The following is a 15,592-nucleotide window of genomic DNA, read 5'->3' on the forward strand; positions in this document are numbered from 1 at the left end:
CAGGAGGCCAGGCCGACCAGCAGGGCCCGGCCGCCGGTGCGGACCAGGTGGCGGACGTCCACCGCGCTGCCCAGGCCGAACAGCGCCGCCGCCAGCAACGCCCTGACGGCTACCTCGGGCTGGCCACCACCGACCCGGCCGACCTCTCCGGCTACCTCGCCCGCTTCACGGGCTGAGCCGTCCTGGCGGGCCGGGGCAGGCGGCTCAGGTGGTGAGCCGGACCCCGACGTAGGCGGTGGCGGCGATCAGCAGCCAGGAGGCCAGGCCGACCAGCAGGGCCCGGCCGCCGGTGCGGACCAGGTGGCGGACGTCCACCGCGCTGCCCAGGCCGAACAGCGCCGCCGCCAGCAGCACCTCGTCCAGCCGGGCCGCGCCGTCCAGCCAGCCGGCCGGTACCGCACCGGTGCTCCGCACCGCCACCAGCACCAGGAACGCCGCCACGAAGAACGGCACCACAGCGGGCCGCCTGCCCCCCGCCGCCGTACCGGGACCGGCCGCCCGCCGCCGGGCCAGCGCCGTCCCGGCCACGATCGGGGCCAGCAGGGCGACCCGCATCAGCTTCACCACCACGGCCTGGGCCAGCGCGGTCGGCCCCGCCGTCTGCCCGACCGCCACCACCTGGCCCACGTCGTGCACGCTGGCCCCGGCCCAGCGGCCGAACTGCACATCGGTCAGCCCCAGCGGCTGGTGCAGCAGCGGCAGTACCGCGATGGCCAGGCTGCCGCACAGCGTGACCAGGGCGACCGCCGTCACCACGTCGTCCTCCTCGCTGTCGGTGACGCCGTTCACCGCCGCGACCGCCGAAGCCCCGCAGATCGAGAAGCCGGTGGCGATCAGCAGCGGCTGGTCGCCCGGCAGCCCGAGCCGCCGCCCCAGCCAGCGGGTGCCGAAGAAGGTGGCCGCGACCACCGCCACCACCACGACCAGCGTCCGCCACCCCAGCCCCAGCACATCGCCCAGCGCCAGCTTCAACCCCAGCAGCACCACCCCGGCCCGCATCACCCGCTTGCCCGCGAAGTCCAGCCCCGGCCGGGTCGCCGCAGGCAGCAGCCGCAGCCCGCCGACCCGCACATTGGCCGCCAGCACGCCCAGCACCACCGCCGCCGTGAGCACCGCCAGCGACGGCAGCACCCGGTTGACCAGCAGCGCCGCCACCACGGCCAGCGCGGCCGCCGCCAGCCCCGGCAGCAGTCCGGCGCCCGGCAGCGGGCGCCGGGACCGTACGGCGGTTGCCGGCCGGGGGCGGGGGAGCGTCGCATGCTGCGGGGAGGTCGTCATACCCATGACCCTCCGCCCGGCCGCCGACCGCCGGTAGCCGGTGATCACCTGCGACGACATAGGGTTCCCCTATGGCCATCGACCGATCCGCGCACCCCGACCCGGGACCCGCCCCGCACCGGCTGCCCGACCTGGGCGCCCTGCAACTGCTGGTCGCGGTGGCCGAGACCGGCAGCCTGGGCCGGGCCGCCGCCCGGCTGCGGATCAGCCAGCCCACCGCCAGCGAGCGGATGCGCACCCTGGAACGCCGACTCGGGCTCCAACTGCTGGTCAGGGCGACCACCGGCTCCCAGCTCACCCCCGCCGGGCTGGTCGTCACCGACTGGGCCCGCCGGCTGCTGGAGCAGGCGGCGGCGCTGGTCGAGGGCGTCGCCGCGCTCAAGGCCCAACAGCAGGGCAGCCTCAAGGTCGCCGCCAGCCTCACCCTGGCCGAGCAGCTGCTGCCCGGCTGGCTGGCCGCACTGCGCGAGGTCGACCCGCACGTCCATGTGGCGCTGCGGGTCACCAACAGCCACCAGGTCATCCAGGCGCTGCGCAACGGCGAGGCGGACCTCGGCTTCATCGAGGGCCCCTGGACGCCGCCCGACCTGACCGCCGCCGTCGTCGGCCGCGACCGGCTCGTGGTGGTCGCGGCGCCCGGCCACCCCTGGGCCCGCCGCACCCGGCCGGTCACCGGCGAGGAGCTGGCCGCCACCCCGCTGCTGCTGCGCGAGTCCGGCTCCGGCACCCGGGAGACCCTGGAACGGGCGCTGCGCCCCTGGCACGGACCGCAGGTGCCGATCCTCGAACTGGGCTCCACCGCCCCGCTGCGCGCCGCCGCGCTCGGCGGGTCCGCCCCCGCCGTCCTGTCCGAACTCGCCGTCCGCGACGACCTCGCGGCCGGCCGCCTGGTCGAAGCCCCGCTGGACCCCGGCCTGTCGCTGACCCGCACCCTGCGCGCCGTCTGGCCCACCGGCACCCGGCTGCCCGATCCGGCGCTGCACCTGCTGCGGGCGGCCCGCGCCCCGCACCCGCCCGGCTGACCCGGCCCCGGCCCTGCGGCGGCCAGCTAGCCTGTGCCGATGACCGACTTGATCAGCAGTGAGCCCGACCTTCCCGGCCGCAGCGGGGCCGACGCGACGGTGGAGGTCCGGCCGGACGGCATGGGCCCGGTACGGACCGCGTACGCGCCGGACCACGACGGCGACCCGGACCCCGGCGAGATCGTCTGGACCTGGGTGCCGTACGAGGAGCACGACGGCCGGGGCAAGGACCGGCCGGTGCTGGTGGTCGCCCGGGAGGCGGGCGGCACGCTGCTGGCGGTGATGCTGTCCAGCAAGGAGCACGACGGCTCGGGCGACTGGGTGGCGCTCGGCGCGGGTCCGTGGGACCGCTCCGGGCGGGACTCCTGGGTGTCGCTGGACCGGGTGCTGCGGGTGCACCCGCGCGGTATGCGGCGCGAGGCGTGCGCGCTGGACCGGGCCCGGTTCGACCTGGTCGCGGAGCGGCTGCGGCGCCGCTACGGCTGGCGCTGACCGGGCCGGAGCCCGGCCCGGTCAGTTGCCGTAGACGGACCGGCACAGCCCCATCAACTGGCCGGGCAGCTGCCCCGCCTTGGCGCCCGCCGTGCACATGAAGCCGAGCCGTACCGTGCCGCCGGACGACGGAGACGGCGCGGGGGCGCTCGGGTGTGCGGCGGGGCGCGGGGGCGCGGGCGCCGTGGTGGGGGTGGTGGCGGGGGCGGGTGTCTCGGAGGCGGGCGCGGGGGTGACCACGGGCGCCGGCGCGGTGCCGGGCGTGACCACCGGCCCGGGGGCGCTCGGGTCACCGGCGGGCGCGGGCGGGACCACGGGTGCCGGTGCCGTGCCGGGCGTGACCTCCGGCGCCGGGTCGGCTGCCGACCCGGGCCGGCCGTGCTGGGGGTGCGGGCGGGGGTGCGGGTGCGCGTCCGGACGCGGATGCGCACCGGGCCGGTCCTTGGCCGGGCGGCTCTTGGCCGGGCTGTTCTTGGCTGGGCTGTTCTTGGTCGGGCCGGCCTTGGCTGGGCCGTTCTTGGTCGGGCCGGCCTTGGCAGGCACCCTCGCCGGAGCCTTGGCCCCGGGCGGTAGGGCGGTGAAGGGGCTCGCCGCATGGTCCACCGGGTGACCCGCCGGGAGAGGCTTCCGCCCGGTCAGTACCAGTCGTTCCACCGCCGCTGACTGCGCCGCGTCCGAGGTGCCCGGAGCGGCATGGGGTACGGGCCGGGACGCGGTACTCGGCGGGGCGCTCCCCAGCGCCGGGGCGCCCGGGTACGCCTGGTCGTCCGCGTCGTCGGAGGCGGGCGGGGGTGCCTGGGTGATGCAGACGACGGCGGTGATCAGCACCGGCAGGAGCAGGGCGGCGAAGGTGGGACGGCGCATTGCCTCACCGTCGCATGCCGCAGGTCGGGCCGCGCGGTGTCCCGGCCGGATGCGGGACGACCGTCACCCGCAGGGAGGGATCGGCGGGCCGCTCAGCAGGGCAGCCCGGCGGAGACCGTCGCCCAGACGGACTTGCCGCAGCGGTTGGGCGTCCAGCCCCAGGACTGGCTGAGCGAGTCGATCAGCCGCAGCCCACGCCCGGACTCCGCCAACTGGTCGGGCTCGCGGACCACCGGCACCTCGCTGCTGGGGTCGGAGACCGCGCAGAGCACGGTTTCGCCCCGGCGCAGCAGCCCCAGCCCGACCAGGCGCGGGCGGACGGGCTGCTCGCAGGCGGTCGGCAGTCCGTGGCGGATCGCGTTGCTGAGCATCTCGGACACGATGATCTCGACGTCCTCGATCAGGAAGGGCATGTCCCAGCCCTGGAGGGTGGACCGGGCGAAGTGCCGTGCGACACCGGTGGCCTGCGGGTTTCCGGTGAGGGCGCAGGTCGCGAAGCCTCTGGCGCCGATCTCGGGGCCGTCCGCGCCGACCGGCGCGGTGAGCACGGCGGTGCCCGGTGACATGGTCGCATGCGCTGTCATCACGATCTCCGGGGAGCCTCTCGGGCGTTGGGCGTGAACGGTGCCTGCGCGAACCACTATCCCCGGCTGGCCCCTGTTGCTGCAAGCACATCTGCAATTACAGTCGTAAGCACAGCTGTAAGCACAGTTGCACTCGCAAATGCACGTGCACAAGCACGTGAGAATGAAGGAGCATCCCGGATGGAGCAGCTTGAGAACGGCGTCCAGGCCACCCAAATCCAGGGCGTGACCTGGCGAAAGAGTCGGCGCAGCAACCCCAGCGGGAACTGCGTGGAGCTTGCCGCACTGCCCGACGGCGGCGCCGCGGTGCGCAATTCCCGCGACCCCCAGGGCCCCGCGCTCATCTACACCAGGGACGAAATCGCAGCCTTCATCGGCGGGGTGAAGGACGGCGACTTCGACTCCCTGGCCGGTGGCAGCGCTGTACTGGGCCGTTAGGTAGTGCGAGACTGAGTGCTTGCGCAGTCACTCAGGGGAGTCGCAATGACCGCCACCCGGCCGGGCACTGAGCCGTCCATAAGGAGCTACCTCGAACAGCCTCGGGGTGGTCCGACGGTGCTGCGCATCGTGCTGGGCATCCAGCTTCGCCGGCTTCGCGAGGATCGGGGGATCACCCGCGAGGCGGCCGGGGAGGCGATTCGCGGCTCGCACGCGAAGATCAGCCGCCTGGAGCTGGGGCGGGTGGGGTTCAAGGAGCGCGATGTCGCGGACCTGCTCACCCTGTACGGCGTGACCGACGAGGACCGTCGGTCCGATTTCCTCACGCTGGCCCGGCAGGCCAATGAACCCGGCTGGTGGAACCAGTACGGGGACGTCCTGCCGGGCTGGTTCGAGACGCACCTCGGGCTGGAGGAGGCGGCGTCCGTCATCCGCACCTACGAGGTGCAGTTCGTCCCCGGCCTGCTCCAGACAGAGGAGTACGCGCGAGCCGTGGTCCGGCTGGGTCACCCCAGGGCCTCGATCCGGGAGACCGAGCGCCGGGTCCAGCTGCGGATGGACCGTCAGAAGCAGTTGCAGCGGCCGGGCGCGCCCCGGCTGTGGGCGGTGATGGACGAGGCGTCGCTACGACGGCCGCTGGGCGGGCCGGACATGATGCGTGCCCAGTTCGAGCGGCTGCTGGAGGCGGCGCAGAGCCCCAATGTGACGTTGCAGGTCGCGCCGTTCGCCATCGGCGGCCTGGCCGCGGCCGGAGGGCCGATCACCATCCTGCGCTTCCAGGAGCGCGACCTGCCGGACATCGTCTACCTGGAGCAGCTGACCAGCGCGCTCTACCTGGACAAGCCGGGCGAGGTCGACAGCTACCTCGCCGTGCTGGACCGGCTGTGCGCCGAGGCCGAGTCGCCGCGCAACACCGTCAAGTTCCTCAAGGACCTGCTGGCCCGGCACCCCTGACGAGGCCCGGCGGCACCCTTGGGGTCAGGGCTTGCGGGCCAGGCCGCCGAACTCGATCCACTCCTGGGTGCGCTGCTTGGGGCCGAGGTCGCCGTCCGGCCGCCAGGTGGAGACCTCCACCAGGCCGGGCTCCAGGATCTCCAGGCCGTCGAGGAACCGCTCGACGTCGTGCTCCTCCCGCACCCGGCCCCAGCGCCCGTGGGTGCTGCGGTCCATGTAGTCGGTCACGAAGTCGCGGGTGGCGCGGTCCTCGCTGACCAGCTGGCAGACCACCAGGAAGCTGCCCGGCGCCAGCCGGTCCGCGACCCGGCGCACCAGCCCGGCGGGGTCGGAGGAGTCCGGTATGCAGTGCAGCACCGAGACGAACAGCGCGGCCACCGGCTGGTCGAAGTCGATCAGGCGGCGGACCTCGGGGTGCCCGAAGATCCCGTCGGTGTCCCGCATGTCCGCCTGGATGACGGCGGTGTTGTCGTTCTCCTCCAGCAGCGCGCGGCCGTGCGCCAGCACGATCGGGTCGTTGTCGATGTAGACCACGCGGGACTCGGGGTCCACCCGCTGGGCGACCTGGTGGACGTTGTCCTGGGTCGGCAGGCCGGACCCGTGGTCCAGGAACTGCCGGATGCCGTAGTCCTCGGCCAGCCGGCGCACCACCCGGCGCAGGAAGCGGCGGTTGTTGACCGCCAGCTCCTTGGTGCTGGGCACCGTCTTGAGCAGCTCGTCGGACGCCTCGCGGTCGACGGCGTAGTTGTCCTTGCCGCCGAGGTAGTAGTCGTACATCCGGGCGACGCTGGGCACCGCGGAGTCGATCTCGACGGAAGGTAATTCACGGTGCTGGCCCATGCGACCCCTCGCAGTCATACCGGTATGGTCCGGTCATCCTAGGGGTGAACAGGCCGTGCTGGGGAGGCAATGGATGATCTACGCGGATCAGCTACGCCCGCCGCACGGCACTCGGGGCGGGACCGGGGCAGCACGTCGGGCCGCGGCGCCGCGACGGGACCCTCGGCCCGTCCGGCACCGCAGCCCGGAGGTGTGGTCGGCCGCGCAGGCGCCGGAGCGGGCTGTGCGGGGCCCGGTCCGGCGCGCGGCCGACGGAGGAACCGTGCGCGGTCAGGGCAGATGCGCGAGGGTTCCTCCTTGTCCCCCCATGGTGGACTAGACCACTCGCGGCTGTCCAGAGCAGTCCGCAAATTGGTCTGGACAACTTCTGCGGGCACCCGCTGCGGCGGCTCCGGTGAGCCCCCCGGCCACGGCTGCGGTTACGCTCGCAGCGTGCCCTCGCTCAATGAACTGGTCCGCCAGCACACCACCCTCACCAGCGCCGACGTGGAGTGGCTCCACCTGCTGGTCTCGGAGTGGCAGCTGCTCTCCGACCTGTCCTTCGCCGACCTGGTGCTGTGGATTCCCACCCACGACGGCACCCGGTATGTCTCGGTGGCCCAGATGCGCCCCAACACCGGGCCCACCTCGCACCAGGACGACATGATCGGCCACCTGATCCCGCGCGGCCGCCGCCCGCTGCTGGACGCCGCGTACGACGAGGGCCGCATCGTGCGGGAGGGCGACCCCGAGTGGCGCGAGGAGGTGCCGGTACGGGTGGAGTCCATCCCGGTCCGCCGCGAGGGCCGGGTGCTGGGCGTCATCGCCCGCAACACCAACCTGCTCACCGTACGCACCCCCAGCCGGCTGGAGCTCACCTATCTGCAGAGCGCCTCCGACCTGGCCCAGATGATCGCGGCCGGCTCCTTCCCCTTCCCCGGCGAGCAGGTCGACATGGACGCCGCCCCCCGGGCCGGCGACGGGCTGATCCGGCTGGACGCGGAAGGCGTCGTCACCTACGCCAGCCCCAATGCGCTCTCCGCCTACCACCGGCTCGGCCTCACCGCCGATCTGGTCGGCTGCCACCTGGGCCGCACCACCGCCGAACTGGTCCCGCCGTCCCGGGGCCCGGTGGACGAGGCCCTGGTGAAGCTGGCCAGCGGCTGGGCCCCCCGGCAGACCGAGGTGGAGGCCAACGACGGCGTGGTCCAGCTGCGCGCCATCCCGCTGAAGCCCAAGGGCGTCCACGTCGGCTCGCTGGTGCTGCTCCGCGATGTCACCGAACTGCGGCGCCGCGAGCGGGAACTGATGACCAAGGACGCCACCATCCGGGAGATCCACCACCGGGTCAAGAACAACCTCCAGACGGTGGCGGCCCTGCTGCGCCTCCAGTCGCGGCGGATGGACTCGGCACCGGCCCGGCTGGCGCTGGACGAGGCGGTGCGGCGGGTCGGCTCGATCGCCATCGTGCACGAGACGCTGTCGCAGACGCTGGACGAGCAGGTGGCGTTCGACGAGATCGCGGACCGGGTGCTGGCCATGGTGATGGAGCTGTCCCAGGACGGACGGGTGGCCACCCGGCGCAGCGGCAGCTTCGGCATCCTCTCGGCGGAGGTGGCCACCCCGCTGGCGATGGTGCTCACCGAACTGCTACAGAACGCCCTGGAGCACGCCTTCGGCACCAAGGACGCCGGCAACCTCGAAGTGGGCGCGCTGCGCGGCCGGGCGGACGCCCGGGGCGGCGCGGGCAAGTCCGGCGAGCATCTGCTGATCACCGTTCAGGACGACGGCCGTGGCATGCCGGAGGGGTTCGACCCGCAGCGCGGCGGCAACCTCGGCCTCCAGATCGTGCGCACCCTGGCCACCGGCGAGCTGGGCGGCACCTTCGACATGGTGGCGGTCCCGGGCGGCGGCACCAAGGTGATCCTGGAAATCCCCGTCCGCTGACCCCCGGCCCACCCACCCCAGCCCCGCCCCCCGGGGGCCCACCCCGCCCCGCCGGTGAGCGAGCCGAAGGGCGCGCCGGTGTCGAAAGCGACGAGCGACAAGCGACTGAGGAACGAAGGAGCGCCAGAGCGAGGAGTGTCGACACCGGCAGAAGGCGCCCGGAGGCGAGGGAACCACAAAAGATACAGAACGAGGCCCTGCCGACCGGGGGGGGTGGGTCGGCAGGGCCTCTCGTCCTGCTCCGGCCGTCGGGGGGAGTCGGCCGGAACAGGGGTTTCTGGTCCGCGGTCATGCCGCGGTCAGCGGGTCTGGCCCGCAGTGCTTCGCACAGCGGCGGCCCTTCGTCAACGACGGTACCAAATGTCGTGGCCGAAGGACGCCGCGGGGCGCGAGGCAGATGGGCGACAGTTCTCCCCGACCGGGTCGGGGGCCTGTCGTGGTGCTGGGTCGAGCAGTGATCGCGCCCCGCTTCTCAGCGGGTATGTCAGGCGGTGCGGGCCCGATTGCGGGCGGCGCGGCGCTTCATCGCGCGACGCTCATCCTCGCTCAGACCGCCCCACACGCCGGCGTCCTGACCGGTCTCCAGGGCCCACTGCAGACACTGCTCCATGACCGGGCACCGACGGCACACGGCCTTGGCCTCCTCGATCTGCAGCAGCGCCGGACCGGTGTTACCGATCGGGAAGAACAGCTCGGGGTCCTCTTCCCGGCAGACAGCGCGGTGGCGCCAGTCCATGGTGGTCCAACTCCTCCTGTCGACAGGCGGTGGCCCGCCGACACCTGTGGTGGCTTGTGAATGTGAACGCTTTCACGAATCCCGGGACAGGCAAAGGGGTCGACAGACACGTCGGCCCGCGAGGCTGTGCTTGAGCAAAGGATTCGGGCGACTCCGGCGGATGTCCCGTTGCGGTTCGTCCCGATCGCCAAGAAGAGGTTCGCAAACCTCGGCGTCGGATACAACCCCCTTCGGGAAGGAATTTTTGATTCTTTGGTGTCGCCTCCATCACACCCTGTACTTCAATGGAGTGAAGGCGGGTTGTACGTTCGAGTGCAAGGCCGAACGGCCCCTCTAGTCACACAATCACACGCAGTGCCCGGCGTACGCCTGTGAAACTCACCTGGGTCCGGTCTCCAAGGTGGTCCCCGTCCACCTGGAACGGCACGGATTCCTGCGAAACCAAGGTGAAGTGGCGCAGATCGTGGTACGAGACCACGTGCCGGCCCTTGGGGCCGGGGGCGGCGGCGCCCAGCAGCCCCCGTACCGCGCGGGCCGTACTGGCCACGGTCATCCGGGTGAGGCCGAAGAGATCGAGGTCCGTGTCGAACGACGCGTTCGGGGAGGGGTAGACCGGCCGGTTGCCCAGGAACGTCCAGGGGGAGGTGTTCGACACTATGGAGAACACCAGGCCCGGCACCGGGTCCTGGCCCGGGATGCGCAGCTCGATCGGGCCGGTCCTACGCCGTTCACGCTCGGTGATGTAGTGGCGGAGCGCCTGGTTGACGTAGAGGGCGTGCGTCGACCTGCGCCCCGCCGTCCGCTGCGCCTCCACCCGGCCCACCACCCCGGCGTCGAACCCCAGCCCGGCGCAGAAGGTGAACCAGCGGTCCGGCAGCCCGTCGGTCATCGCCTTGCCCAGGCTGATCACCCGTTCGCGCCGCTTGTCCAGCGCGTCCAGCAGTGCGCCGGTGGCCTCGACCGGGTCGTTGGGCAGGCCCAGGGTGCGGGCGAAGACATTGGTGCTGCCGCCCGGTACCACCGCCAGCCGGGGCACCCGCTCCGAAGGCCCGTGCGCCAGCAGGCCGTTGACCACCTCGTTGACCGTGCCGTCGCCACCGAGCGCGACCACCAGGTCGACGGTGCCGTCCGTGACGGCCTGGCGGGCCAGGTCCCTGGCGTGCCCCCGGTACTCGGTGGCGGCGATCTCCAACTTGAGGTCGCTGGCGAGTGCGTGGGTCAGCACGTCCCTGGTCCGCTCACTGGTGGTCGTCGCCATCGGATTCACGACCAGGAGCGCACGCATGGGACTCAGAGTACCTACCCACTGGTACAGCCCGGAGCACCGGTCCGGCGGGTGGCGCGCCATGTGACGACCGGCACGCGCGCGGTCCGCGCCGCCGGGCTCCGGCTACCCTGCTGGGGTGACCGCCGACAGCTCTGGCGCCGACCGCGCCCTCGCCGACACCGCCCCCGCCGCGACCCGACCGGCCCCGCTGCTGGCCGGGGCCGTGATCGCCCTGGTCCAGGGCGCGGTCCTGGCCGCCTGGGGCGTCTACGACATGGTGGCCGCGCTGACCGGCACCCCCCACAACCGCGGGCTGGCCGAGTTCGGCGGTGTGGTGATCCTGCTGATGGGTGTGCTGCCGCTGCTGGCCGGCCGGGGGCTGCTGCGGCGGGGCCGCTGGGGCCGCAGCCCGGCGCTGCTGACCGACTCCATCTGCCTGCCGGTGGCGTACTACATGTGGCAGAGCGGCGGCGCGATGAGCGTGGCGGCGGTGCTGGTCCTGCTGCTCGGGCTGGCCGGCATCGGGTCGCTGCTGCACCCCCGGGTGACGGCGGTGCTGGAGAGCCCCCGCACCCAGGGCTGACCGCAGACGTACGAGGGCCGCCCCGGCTGACCCGGGGCGGCCCTCGTACGTCGGCGGTCTACTCCTCCACCAGCAGCTTCTCCCGCAGCTGGGCGAGGGTGCGGGCGAGCAGCCGGGAGACGTGCATCTGCGAGATGCCCACCTCGGCGGCGATCTGAGACTGGGTCATATTGCGGAAGAACCGCAGCACCAGGATCTTCTGCTCGCGCGGCGGCAGCTGCGCCAGCAGCGGTTTGAGCGACTCGCGGTACTCCACGCCCTCCAGCGCGTCGTCCTCCGCGCCGAGCGTGTCGGCCACGGCGGGCGACTCGTCGTCGGTGTCGGGCACGTCCAGCGAGAGGGTGCTGTAGGCGTTGGCCGACTCCAGCCCCTCCAGCACGTCCTCCTCGGAGATGCCCAGGTGCTCCGCCAGCTCGTGCACGGTCGGTGAGCGCCCGTGCCGCTGGGAGAGCTCACCGGTGGCGGTGGTCAGCGAGAGCCGCAGCTCCTGGAGGCGGCGCGGCACCCGGACCGCCCAGCCCTTGTCGCGGAAGTGCCGCTTGATCTCGCCCACGATGGTCGGCGTGGCGTAGGTGGAGAACTCCACGCCCCGCTCATGGTCGAAGCGGTCCACCGACTTGATCAGGCCGATGGTGGCGACCTGGGTGAGGTCGTCCAGCGGCTCGCCGCGGTTGCGGAAGCGGCGGGCCAGGTGCTCCACCAGCGGGATGTGCATCCGGACCAGCTGGTTGCGCAGCTCGACCCGCTCCGGCGAGCCCTCCGGCAGCGCGGACAGCCGGACGAACAGCGCCCGCGCGGCCGCCCGGTCGGGGGCGTGCGGAGTGGCGGCGTGCGCCTCCGGCAGGTCCTCGTCCGGCTCGGGCACCGGCTCGTGCTCGGATGCCGGCTCGGGCTCGGGCACCGGCTCACGTTGGGGCACCGGCTCGCGCGCGGGCTCGGGCGCGGCCTCCGGCGTCGGCTCGGGCGGCTGGCTCATCCGGGGGGCGTCCTTCGGGTACGCGTCATCAAGGTCGGTGCCGTCAAGGTCGGTGCCGTCAAGGTCCGTGCCGTCAAGGTCGGCGTCCACCGGTCGGGCGGTGCCGAGCCCGGCGGCCGAGGACTCCGGCGTCCCCGCCTGGGCGGGGACAGTGCGGGCTTCGTCCAGGCCCGGCCCGCCGGCCGGCGGCAGGCCGGCCACGGGCGTGGGCCCCACAGCGCCTGCGCGGTCCAGATCACTCACGGCGATCCCCCGTTCCGTTCCGGGAGCACCGGCGCCGCGAGCGCGGCTCCGGGGTCAACAGGTGGGTGTACCGCACGGCCCCGGGCGGGTCGGGACGCGCGGCCGTGCAGGGCCTGCACCGCATGCGCGACGGCCCCGCCGTCGCGCATGCGGCCCGCCTCACGGCTGGCCGGGGCCGGCACCGCGCTTCTTGTGCAGGCTGATGCTCACGGTGCGGTCCTCCGCCACGGTCGACTCCACCTCGCCGGCCAGCGCGGAGAGCACGGTCCAGGCGAAGGTGTCGCGCTCCGGGGCGCGGCCGTCGGTCGTCGGGGCGGACACGGTCACCCGCAGCGAGTCCCCGACCAGCCGGAACTCGCAGGTGAGCACCGACCCCGGCACCGCCTGCTGGAGCAGGATGGCGCAGGCTTCGTCGACCGCGATCCGCAGATCCTCGATCTCGTCCAGGGTGAAGTCCAGTCGGGCCGCGAGACCGGCGGTCGCCGTCCGCAGAACCGAGAGGTACGCCCCTGCCGCGGGCAGCCGGACTTCGACGAAGTCCTTCGCTCCGGGCTCGCCGTCGAACTGGGACACCCTCACCTCCTGGGTGACACGCCGTGCAATCGGCCCCGAGGGCCACGGCCTTGGCTGCTTGCCTCAACTGCTTGCGCCCCGGTCGGCCGGGGCTCGGTGCACAGGTACGGTCATACCCCTCTCGGGCTGCCCGGACGCCGTGCATCCGCCTGTGACGCTACCGCGATCCGGGCCCGGATGTCGCCGCCCGAGCGGGCAGTCACGTGAACGAGCGAGCCTGCGGGCCACTTATGGTAAGCCCTCGCGTACAACCGGTGACAGTACGCCTCGGGCGGCCGCGCCGGGCGTCGCTCAACCCGCCGCGAGCTCGGCCAGCGGCTCACCGGTGAGCCGGAAGACGGTCCACTCGTCCATCGGCACCGCGCCGAGCGACTTGTAGAAGCCGATGGACGGCTCGTTCCAGTCCAGCACCGACCACTCCAACCGCGCGTAGCCCCGCTCCGCGCAGATCCGGGCCAGCTCGCGCAGCAGCGCCTTGCCGTGCCCGCCGCCCCGGGCCTCCGGGCGTATGTAGAGGTCCTCCAGGTAGATGCCGTGGGTGCCCCGCCAGGTGGAGAAGTTCCGGAACCAGAGCGCGAAGCCGACGGCCTCCCCGCTCGCGTCGTCCTCGGCGATGTGTGCGAAGACGGCCGCCCGCTCCCCGAACAGCGCCTCGCGCAGCTGCTCCTCGGTGGCGAGCGCCTCGTGCAGCGCCTGCTCGTACTCCGCTAGCTCGCGGATCATGGTGTGGATCGCCGGGACGTCGTCAGGGGTGGCTGGCCGGATCATGCTGCGAGGGTACGGGAGGCCGCCGGGCGGCGGCCAGCCTCACACCAGCCGCCGGTCCACGTAGCACCAGCGCCAGGACTCGCCCGGCTCATACGACCGCATCACCGGATGGCCGGTCTCCTCGAAGTGCGCGGTGGCGTGCCGGGACGGCGAGGAGTCGCAGCAGCCGACCTGCCCGCAGACCAGGCACTTGCGCAGCTGCACGGGATGCTGCCCCGTCTCGTCGCAGCGGCGGCAGCTCTCGGCGGTGGCCGGCGGTTCGGGCGCGGGCAGCTGCGGCGTATGGGCGCAACCGGGCAGTCCAGACATGTCTCCCAGGCTAGCCACGTCGACCGGCGAACGCCCCGCGTGCCGACCCGCAGGCCGCCGACGGGCTGTGCTTCTGTGTGCTGCGTGACCCACGCCGCCTCCAGCACCCACCTGCTGCTCCTCGTCGCGGGCAGCGCCGCCGTGGCCGGGGCCGCCCAGCGGCTGCGCACCTCCGCGCCGCTGCTGCTGGTGGCGGTGGGCCTGGCCGTGTCGTACCTGCCCGGCGTCCCCTCGTACACCCTGGACCCGCATCTGGTGCTGCCGCTGGTGCTGCCCCCGCTGCTGTACACCGCCGCGCTGGACAGCTCCTTCCTCGGCCTGCGCGCCTACGTCCGACCGGTGGCGCTGCTCGCGGTCGGCTATGTGCTGTTCTGCACGCTGCTGGTCGGCTTCGCCGCGTACGCGCTGGTCCCCGGGCTGCCGCTGGCGGCCGCCTTCGTGCTCGGCGCGGTGGTCGCCCCGCCGGACGCGGTCGCCGCCACCGCCATCGCCCGGCGGGTCGGGCTGCCGAGGGCGCTGGTCACCATCCTCCAGGGCGAGAGCCTGGTCAACGACGCCACCGCGATCACCGCCTACCGGGTGGCGGTGGCCGCCGCCGTCGGCGAGGGCTTCTCCTGGGGCGCCGCCGTCGGCCACTTCCTGCTGGCCGCGCTCGGCGGCACCGCCGTCGGGCTGGCGCTGATGGTGCCGTTGCAGTGGGTGCGGGTCCGGCTCTCCTCGCCGCTGCTGCTCAACACCTTCTCGCTGCTGGTGCCGTTCGCCGCGTACGCCGCCGCCGAGGCGTTCGAGGCGTCCGGCGTGATCGCGGTGGTGGTGGTCGGCCTCTACCTCGGGCACCAGGCCAACACGGTGGGCTTCGCCCTGCGGCTCCAGGAGGAGGCGGTGTGGCGGATGGTCTCCTTCGTGCTGGAGTCCACCGTCTTCGCGCTGATCGGCCTCCAACTGCGGCTGATCCTGGCCGACCTCGGCGGCTATGACGCCGGACAGCTGCTGCTCTGGGCCGCCGCGATCCTCGCCGTGGTCATCGTCGGGCGGTTCGTCTGGTCCTACCCCGCCACCTATCTGCCGCAGCTGCTCACCCGCGCCCACGCCCACCGCCGCAGCCGCCCGCCCGCCCCGGCGCCGCCGTGGAACGCCACCTTCGTCGTCGCCTGGGCCGGGATGCGCGGCGTGGTCTCGCTGGCCGTCGCCTTCTCCGTCCCGGTCACCGTGGAGGGCGGCGCGCCCTTCCCCGACCGCGACCTGATCCTCTTCCTCACCTTCGCCGTGGTGATCGGCACCCTGCTGCTCCAGGGCCTCAGCCTGCCGACCCTGGTCCGGGTGCTGCGGCTGCCGCAGCCCGACCCCCAGCTGCTCATCCTCACCGAGGCGCAGGCGCAGAGCGACGCCTCCCGGGCCGCGCTGGAGCGGCTGGACGAACTGCTCCAGGACGACCGCAACCGGCTCCCCGACGCGCTGGAGGCCCGGCTGCGGCGGGTGCTGGACCGGCGGCAGAACGCCGTCTGGGAGCGCCTGGGCGCCGTCCACCAGGAGACCGGCGAGTCGGCCGACGCCACCTACCGGCGGATCAGCCGGGAGGTGCTGGAGGCCGAGCGGCAGGCGTTCGTACGGCAGCGCAACCAGGGCCGGATCGACGACGAGCTGCTGCGCCGCCTGGTGCGCCGGCTGGACTTCGAGGAGGCGATGGCCGACCGCGACGAGGAGTGACCCCCGGGCGGCCCCGGAACGGACCGCACCCG

17 protein-coding genes are annotated in these 15,592 nt (G+C 73.4%); 7 read left to right on the forward strand and 10 right to left on the reverse strand.

What is annotated here, in order from left to right:
• Positions 1-204: 204 nt before the first annotated feature.
• Positions 205-1,284 (reverse strand): YeiH family protein, encoded by a 1,080-nt coding sequence (locus tag ACIQGZ_RS06370; RefSeq protein ID WP_402599667.1) that lies wholly within the window; start codon positions 1,282-1,284, stop codon positions 205-207.
• A 65-nt stretch (positions 1,285-1,349) separates the two neighbouring features.
• Here ACIQGZ_RS06370 and ACIQGZ_RS06375 point away from each other — a divergent pair, with 65 nt between their 5' ends.
• Both ACIQGZ_RS06375 and ACIQGZ_RS06380 read left to right on the forward strand, forming a co-directional pair.
• Positions 1,350-2,300 (forward strand): LysR family transcriptional regulator, encoded by a 951-nt coding sequence (locus tag ACIQGZ_RS06375; RefSeq protein WP_402599668.1) that lies wholly within the window; start codon positions 1,350-1,352, stop codon positions 2,298-2,300.
• A 39-nt stretch (positions 2,301-2,339) separates the two neighbouring features.
• A complete protein-coding gene (locus ACIQGZ_RS06380) occupies positions 2,340-2,792 on the forward strand; it encodes a type II toxin-antitoxin system PemK/MazF family toxin (RefSeq protein WP_402599669.1) in 453 nt (150 codons plus the stop codon).
• Between the two features lie 21 nt (positions 2,793-2,813).
• Here ACIQGZ_RS06380 and ACIQGZ_RS06385 read toward each other — a convergent pair whose 3' ends face one another.
• Positions 2,814-3,656: a hypothetical protein gene (locus tag ACIQGZ_RS06385; RefSeq protein ID WP_402599670.1), complete on the reverse strand. Its 843-nt coding sequence runs from the start codon at positions 3,654-3,656 to the stop codon at positions 2,814-2,816.
• Between the two features lie 92 nt (positions 3,657-3,748).
• Complete coding sequence (locus ACIQGZ_RS06390) at positions 3,749-4,240, reverse strand: ATP-binding protein (protein WP_402599671.1); 492 nt, start codon at positions 4,238-4,240, stop codon at positions 3,749-3,751.
• 180 nt (positions 4,241-4,420) lie between these two features.
• Between ACIQGZ_RS06390 and ACIQGZ_RS06395 the strand changes: the two genes are divergently transcribed.
• Both ACIQGZ_RS06395 and ACIQGZ_RS06400 read left to right on the forward strand, forming a co-directional pair.
• Positions 4,421-4,678, forward strand: a complete 258-nt coding sequence (locus ACIQGZ_RS06395; RefSeq protein ID WP_402599672.1) for a DUF397 domain-containing protein — start codon at positions 4,421-4,423, stop codon at positions 4,676-4,678.
• 45 nt (positions 4,679-4,723) lie between these two features.
• Positions 4,724-5,632, forward strand: a complete 909-nt coding sequence (locus tag ACIQGZ_RS06400) for a helix-turn-helix domain-containing protein (RefSeq protein ID WP_402599673.1) — start codon at positions 4,724-4,726, stop codon at positions 5,630-5,632.
• Positions 5,633-5,656: 24 nt separating this feature from the next.
• Here the strand turns inward: ACIQGZ_RS06400 and ACIQGZ_RS06405 are convergent, their stop codons facing one another.
• Positions 5,657-6,472, reverse strand: a complete 816-nt coding sequence (locus ACIQGZ_RS06405) for an SAM-dependent methyltransferase (protein WP_402599674.1) — start codon at positions 6,470-6,472, stop codon at positions 5,657-5,659.
• Positions 6,473-6,904: 432 nt separating this feature from the next.
• Here ACIQGZ_RS06405 and ACIQGZ_RS06410 point away from each other — a divergent pair, with 432 nt between their 5' ends.
• Entirely contained in the window at positions 6,905-8,398 is a 1,494-nt protein-coding gene (locus tag ACIQGZ_RS06410; protein ID WP_402599675.1) for a sensor histidine kinase, read from the forward strand.
• Between the two features lie 484 nt (positions 8,399-8,882).
• Here ACIQGZ_RS06410 and ACIQGZ_RS06415 read toward each other — a convergent pair whose 3' ends face one another.
• Together ACIQGZ_RS06415 and ACIQGZ_RS06420 are read right to left on the reverse strand one after the other, a co-directional pair.
• On the reverse strand, positions 8,883-9,134 hold the full coding sequence (locus ACIQGZ_RS06415) for a WhiB family transcriptional regulator (protein ID WP_055587342.1): 252 nt from the start codon (positions 9,132-9,134) through the stop codon (positions 8,883-8,885).
• Positions 9,135-9,471: 337 nt separating this feature from the next.
• Positions 9,472-10,419 carry a diacylglycerol/lipid kinase family protein gene (locus ACIQGZ_RS06420; protein WP_402599676.1) on the reverse strand — a complete coding sequence of 316 codons (948 nt, stop codon included), beginning with the start codon at positions 10,417-10,419 and terminating at the stop codon, positions 9,472-9,474.
• A 118-nt stretch (positions 10,420-10,537) separates the two neighbouring features.
• Here ACIQGZ_RS06420 and ACIQGZ_RS06425 point away from each other — a divergent pair, with 118 nt between their 5' ends.
• Positions 10,538-10,984: a hypothetical protein gene (locus ACIQGZ_RS06425; RefSeq protein ID WP_402599677.1), complete on the forward strand. Its 447-nt coding sequence runs from the start codon at positions 10,538-10,540 to the stop codon at positions 10,982-10,984.
• Between the two features lie 58 nt (positions 10,985-11,042).
• Here the strand turns inward: ACIQGZ_RS06425 and ACIQGZ_RS06430 are convergent, their stop codons facing one another.
• The 4 genes from ACIQGZ_RS06430 to ACIQGZ_RS06445 form a co-directional block, all read right to left on the reverse strand.
• On the reverse strand, positions 11,043-12,161 hold the full coding sequence (locus ACIQGZ_RS06430) for a SigB/SigF/SigG family RNA polymerase sigma factor (protein ID WP_402599678.1): 1,119 nt from the start codon (positions 12,159-12,161) through the stop codon (positions 11,043-11,045).
• A 201-nt stretch (positions 12,162-12,362) separates the two neighbouring features.
• Positions 12,363-12,776 carry an anti-sigma regulatory factor gene (locus ACIQGZ_RS06435; RefSeq protein WP_402599679.1) on the reverse strand — a complete coding sequence of 138 codons (414 nt, stop codon included), beginning with the start codon at positions 12,774-12,776 and terminating at the stop codon, positions 12,363-12,365.
• 291 nt (positions 12,777-13,067) lie between these two features.
• Positions 13,068-13,544 carry a GNAT family N-acetyltransferase gene (locus ACIQGZ_RS06440; RefSeq protein ID WP_402599680.1) on the reverse strand — a complete coding sequence of 159 codons (477 nt, stop codon included), beginning with the start codon at positions 13,542-13,544 and terminating at the stop codon, positions 13,068-13,070.
• Between the two features lie 39 nt (positions 13,545-13,583).
• Complete coding sequence (locus ACIQGZ_RS06445) at positions 13,584-13,853, reverse strand: UBP-type zinc finger domain-containing protein (RefSeq protein WP_402599681.1); 270 nt, start codon at positions 13,851-13,853, stop codon at positions 13,584-13,586.
• Between the two features lie 84 nt (positions 13,854-13,937).
• On the opposite strand from ACIQGZ_RS06445, the gene ACIQGZ_RS06450 reads away from it, so the two are divergent.
• On the forward strand, positions 13,938-15,560 hold the full coding sequence (locus ACIQGZ_RS06450; protein WP_402599682.1) for a Na+/H+ antiporter: 1,623 nt from the start codon (positions 13,938-13,940) through the stop codon (positions 15,558-15,560).
• Positions 15,561-15,592 lie beyond the last annotated feature (32 nt).

This window comes from Streptomyces sp. NPDC092296, from assembly GCF_044755465.1.
Classification (GTDB): Bacteria; Actinomycetota; Actinomycetes; order Streptomycetales; family Streptomycetaceae; genus Peterkaempfera.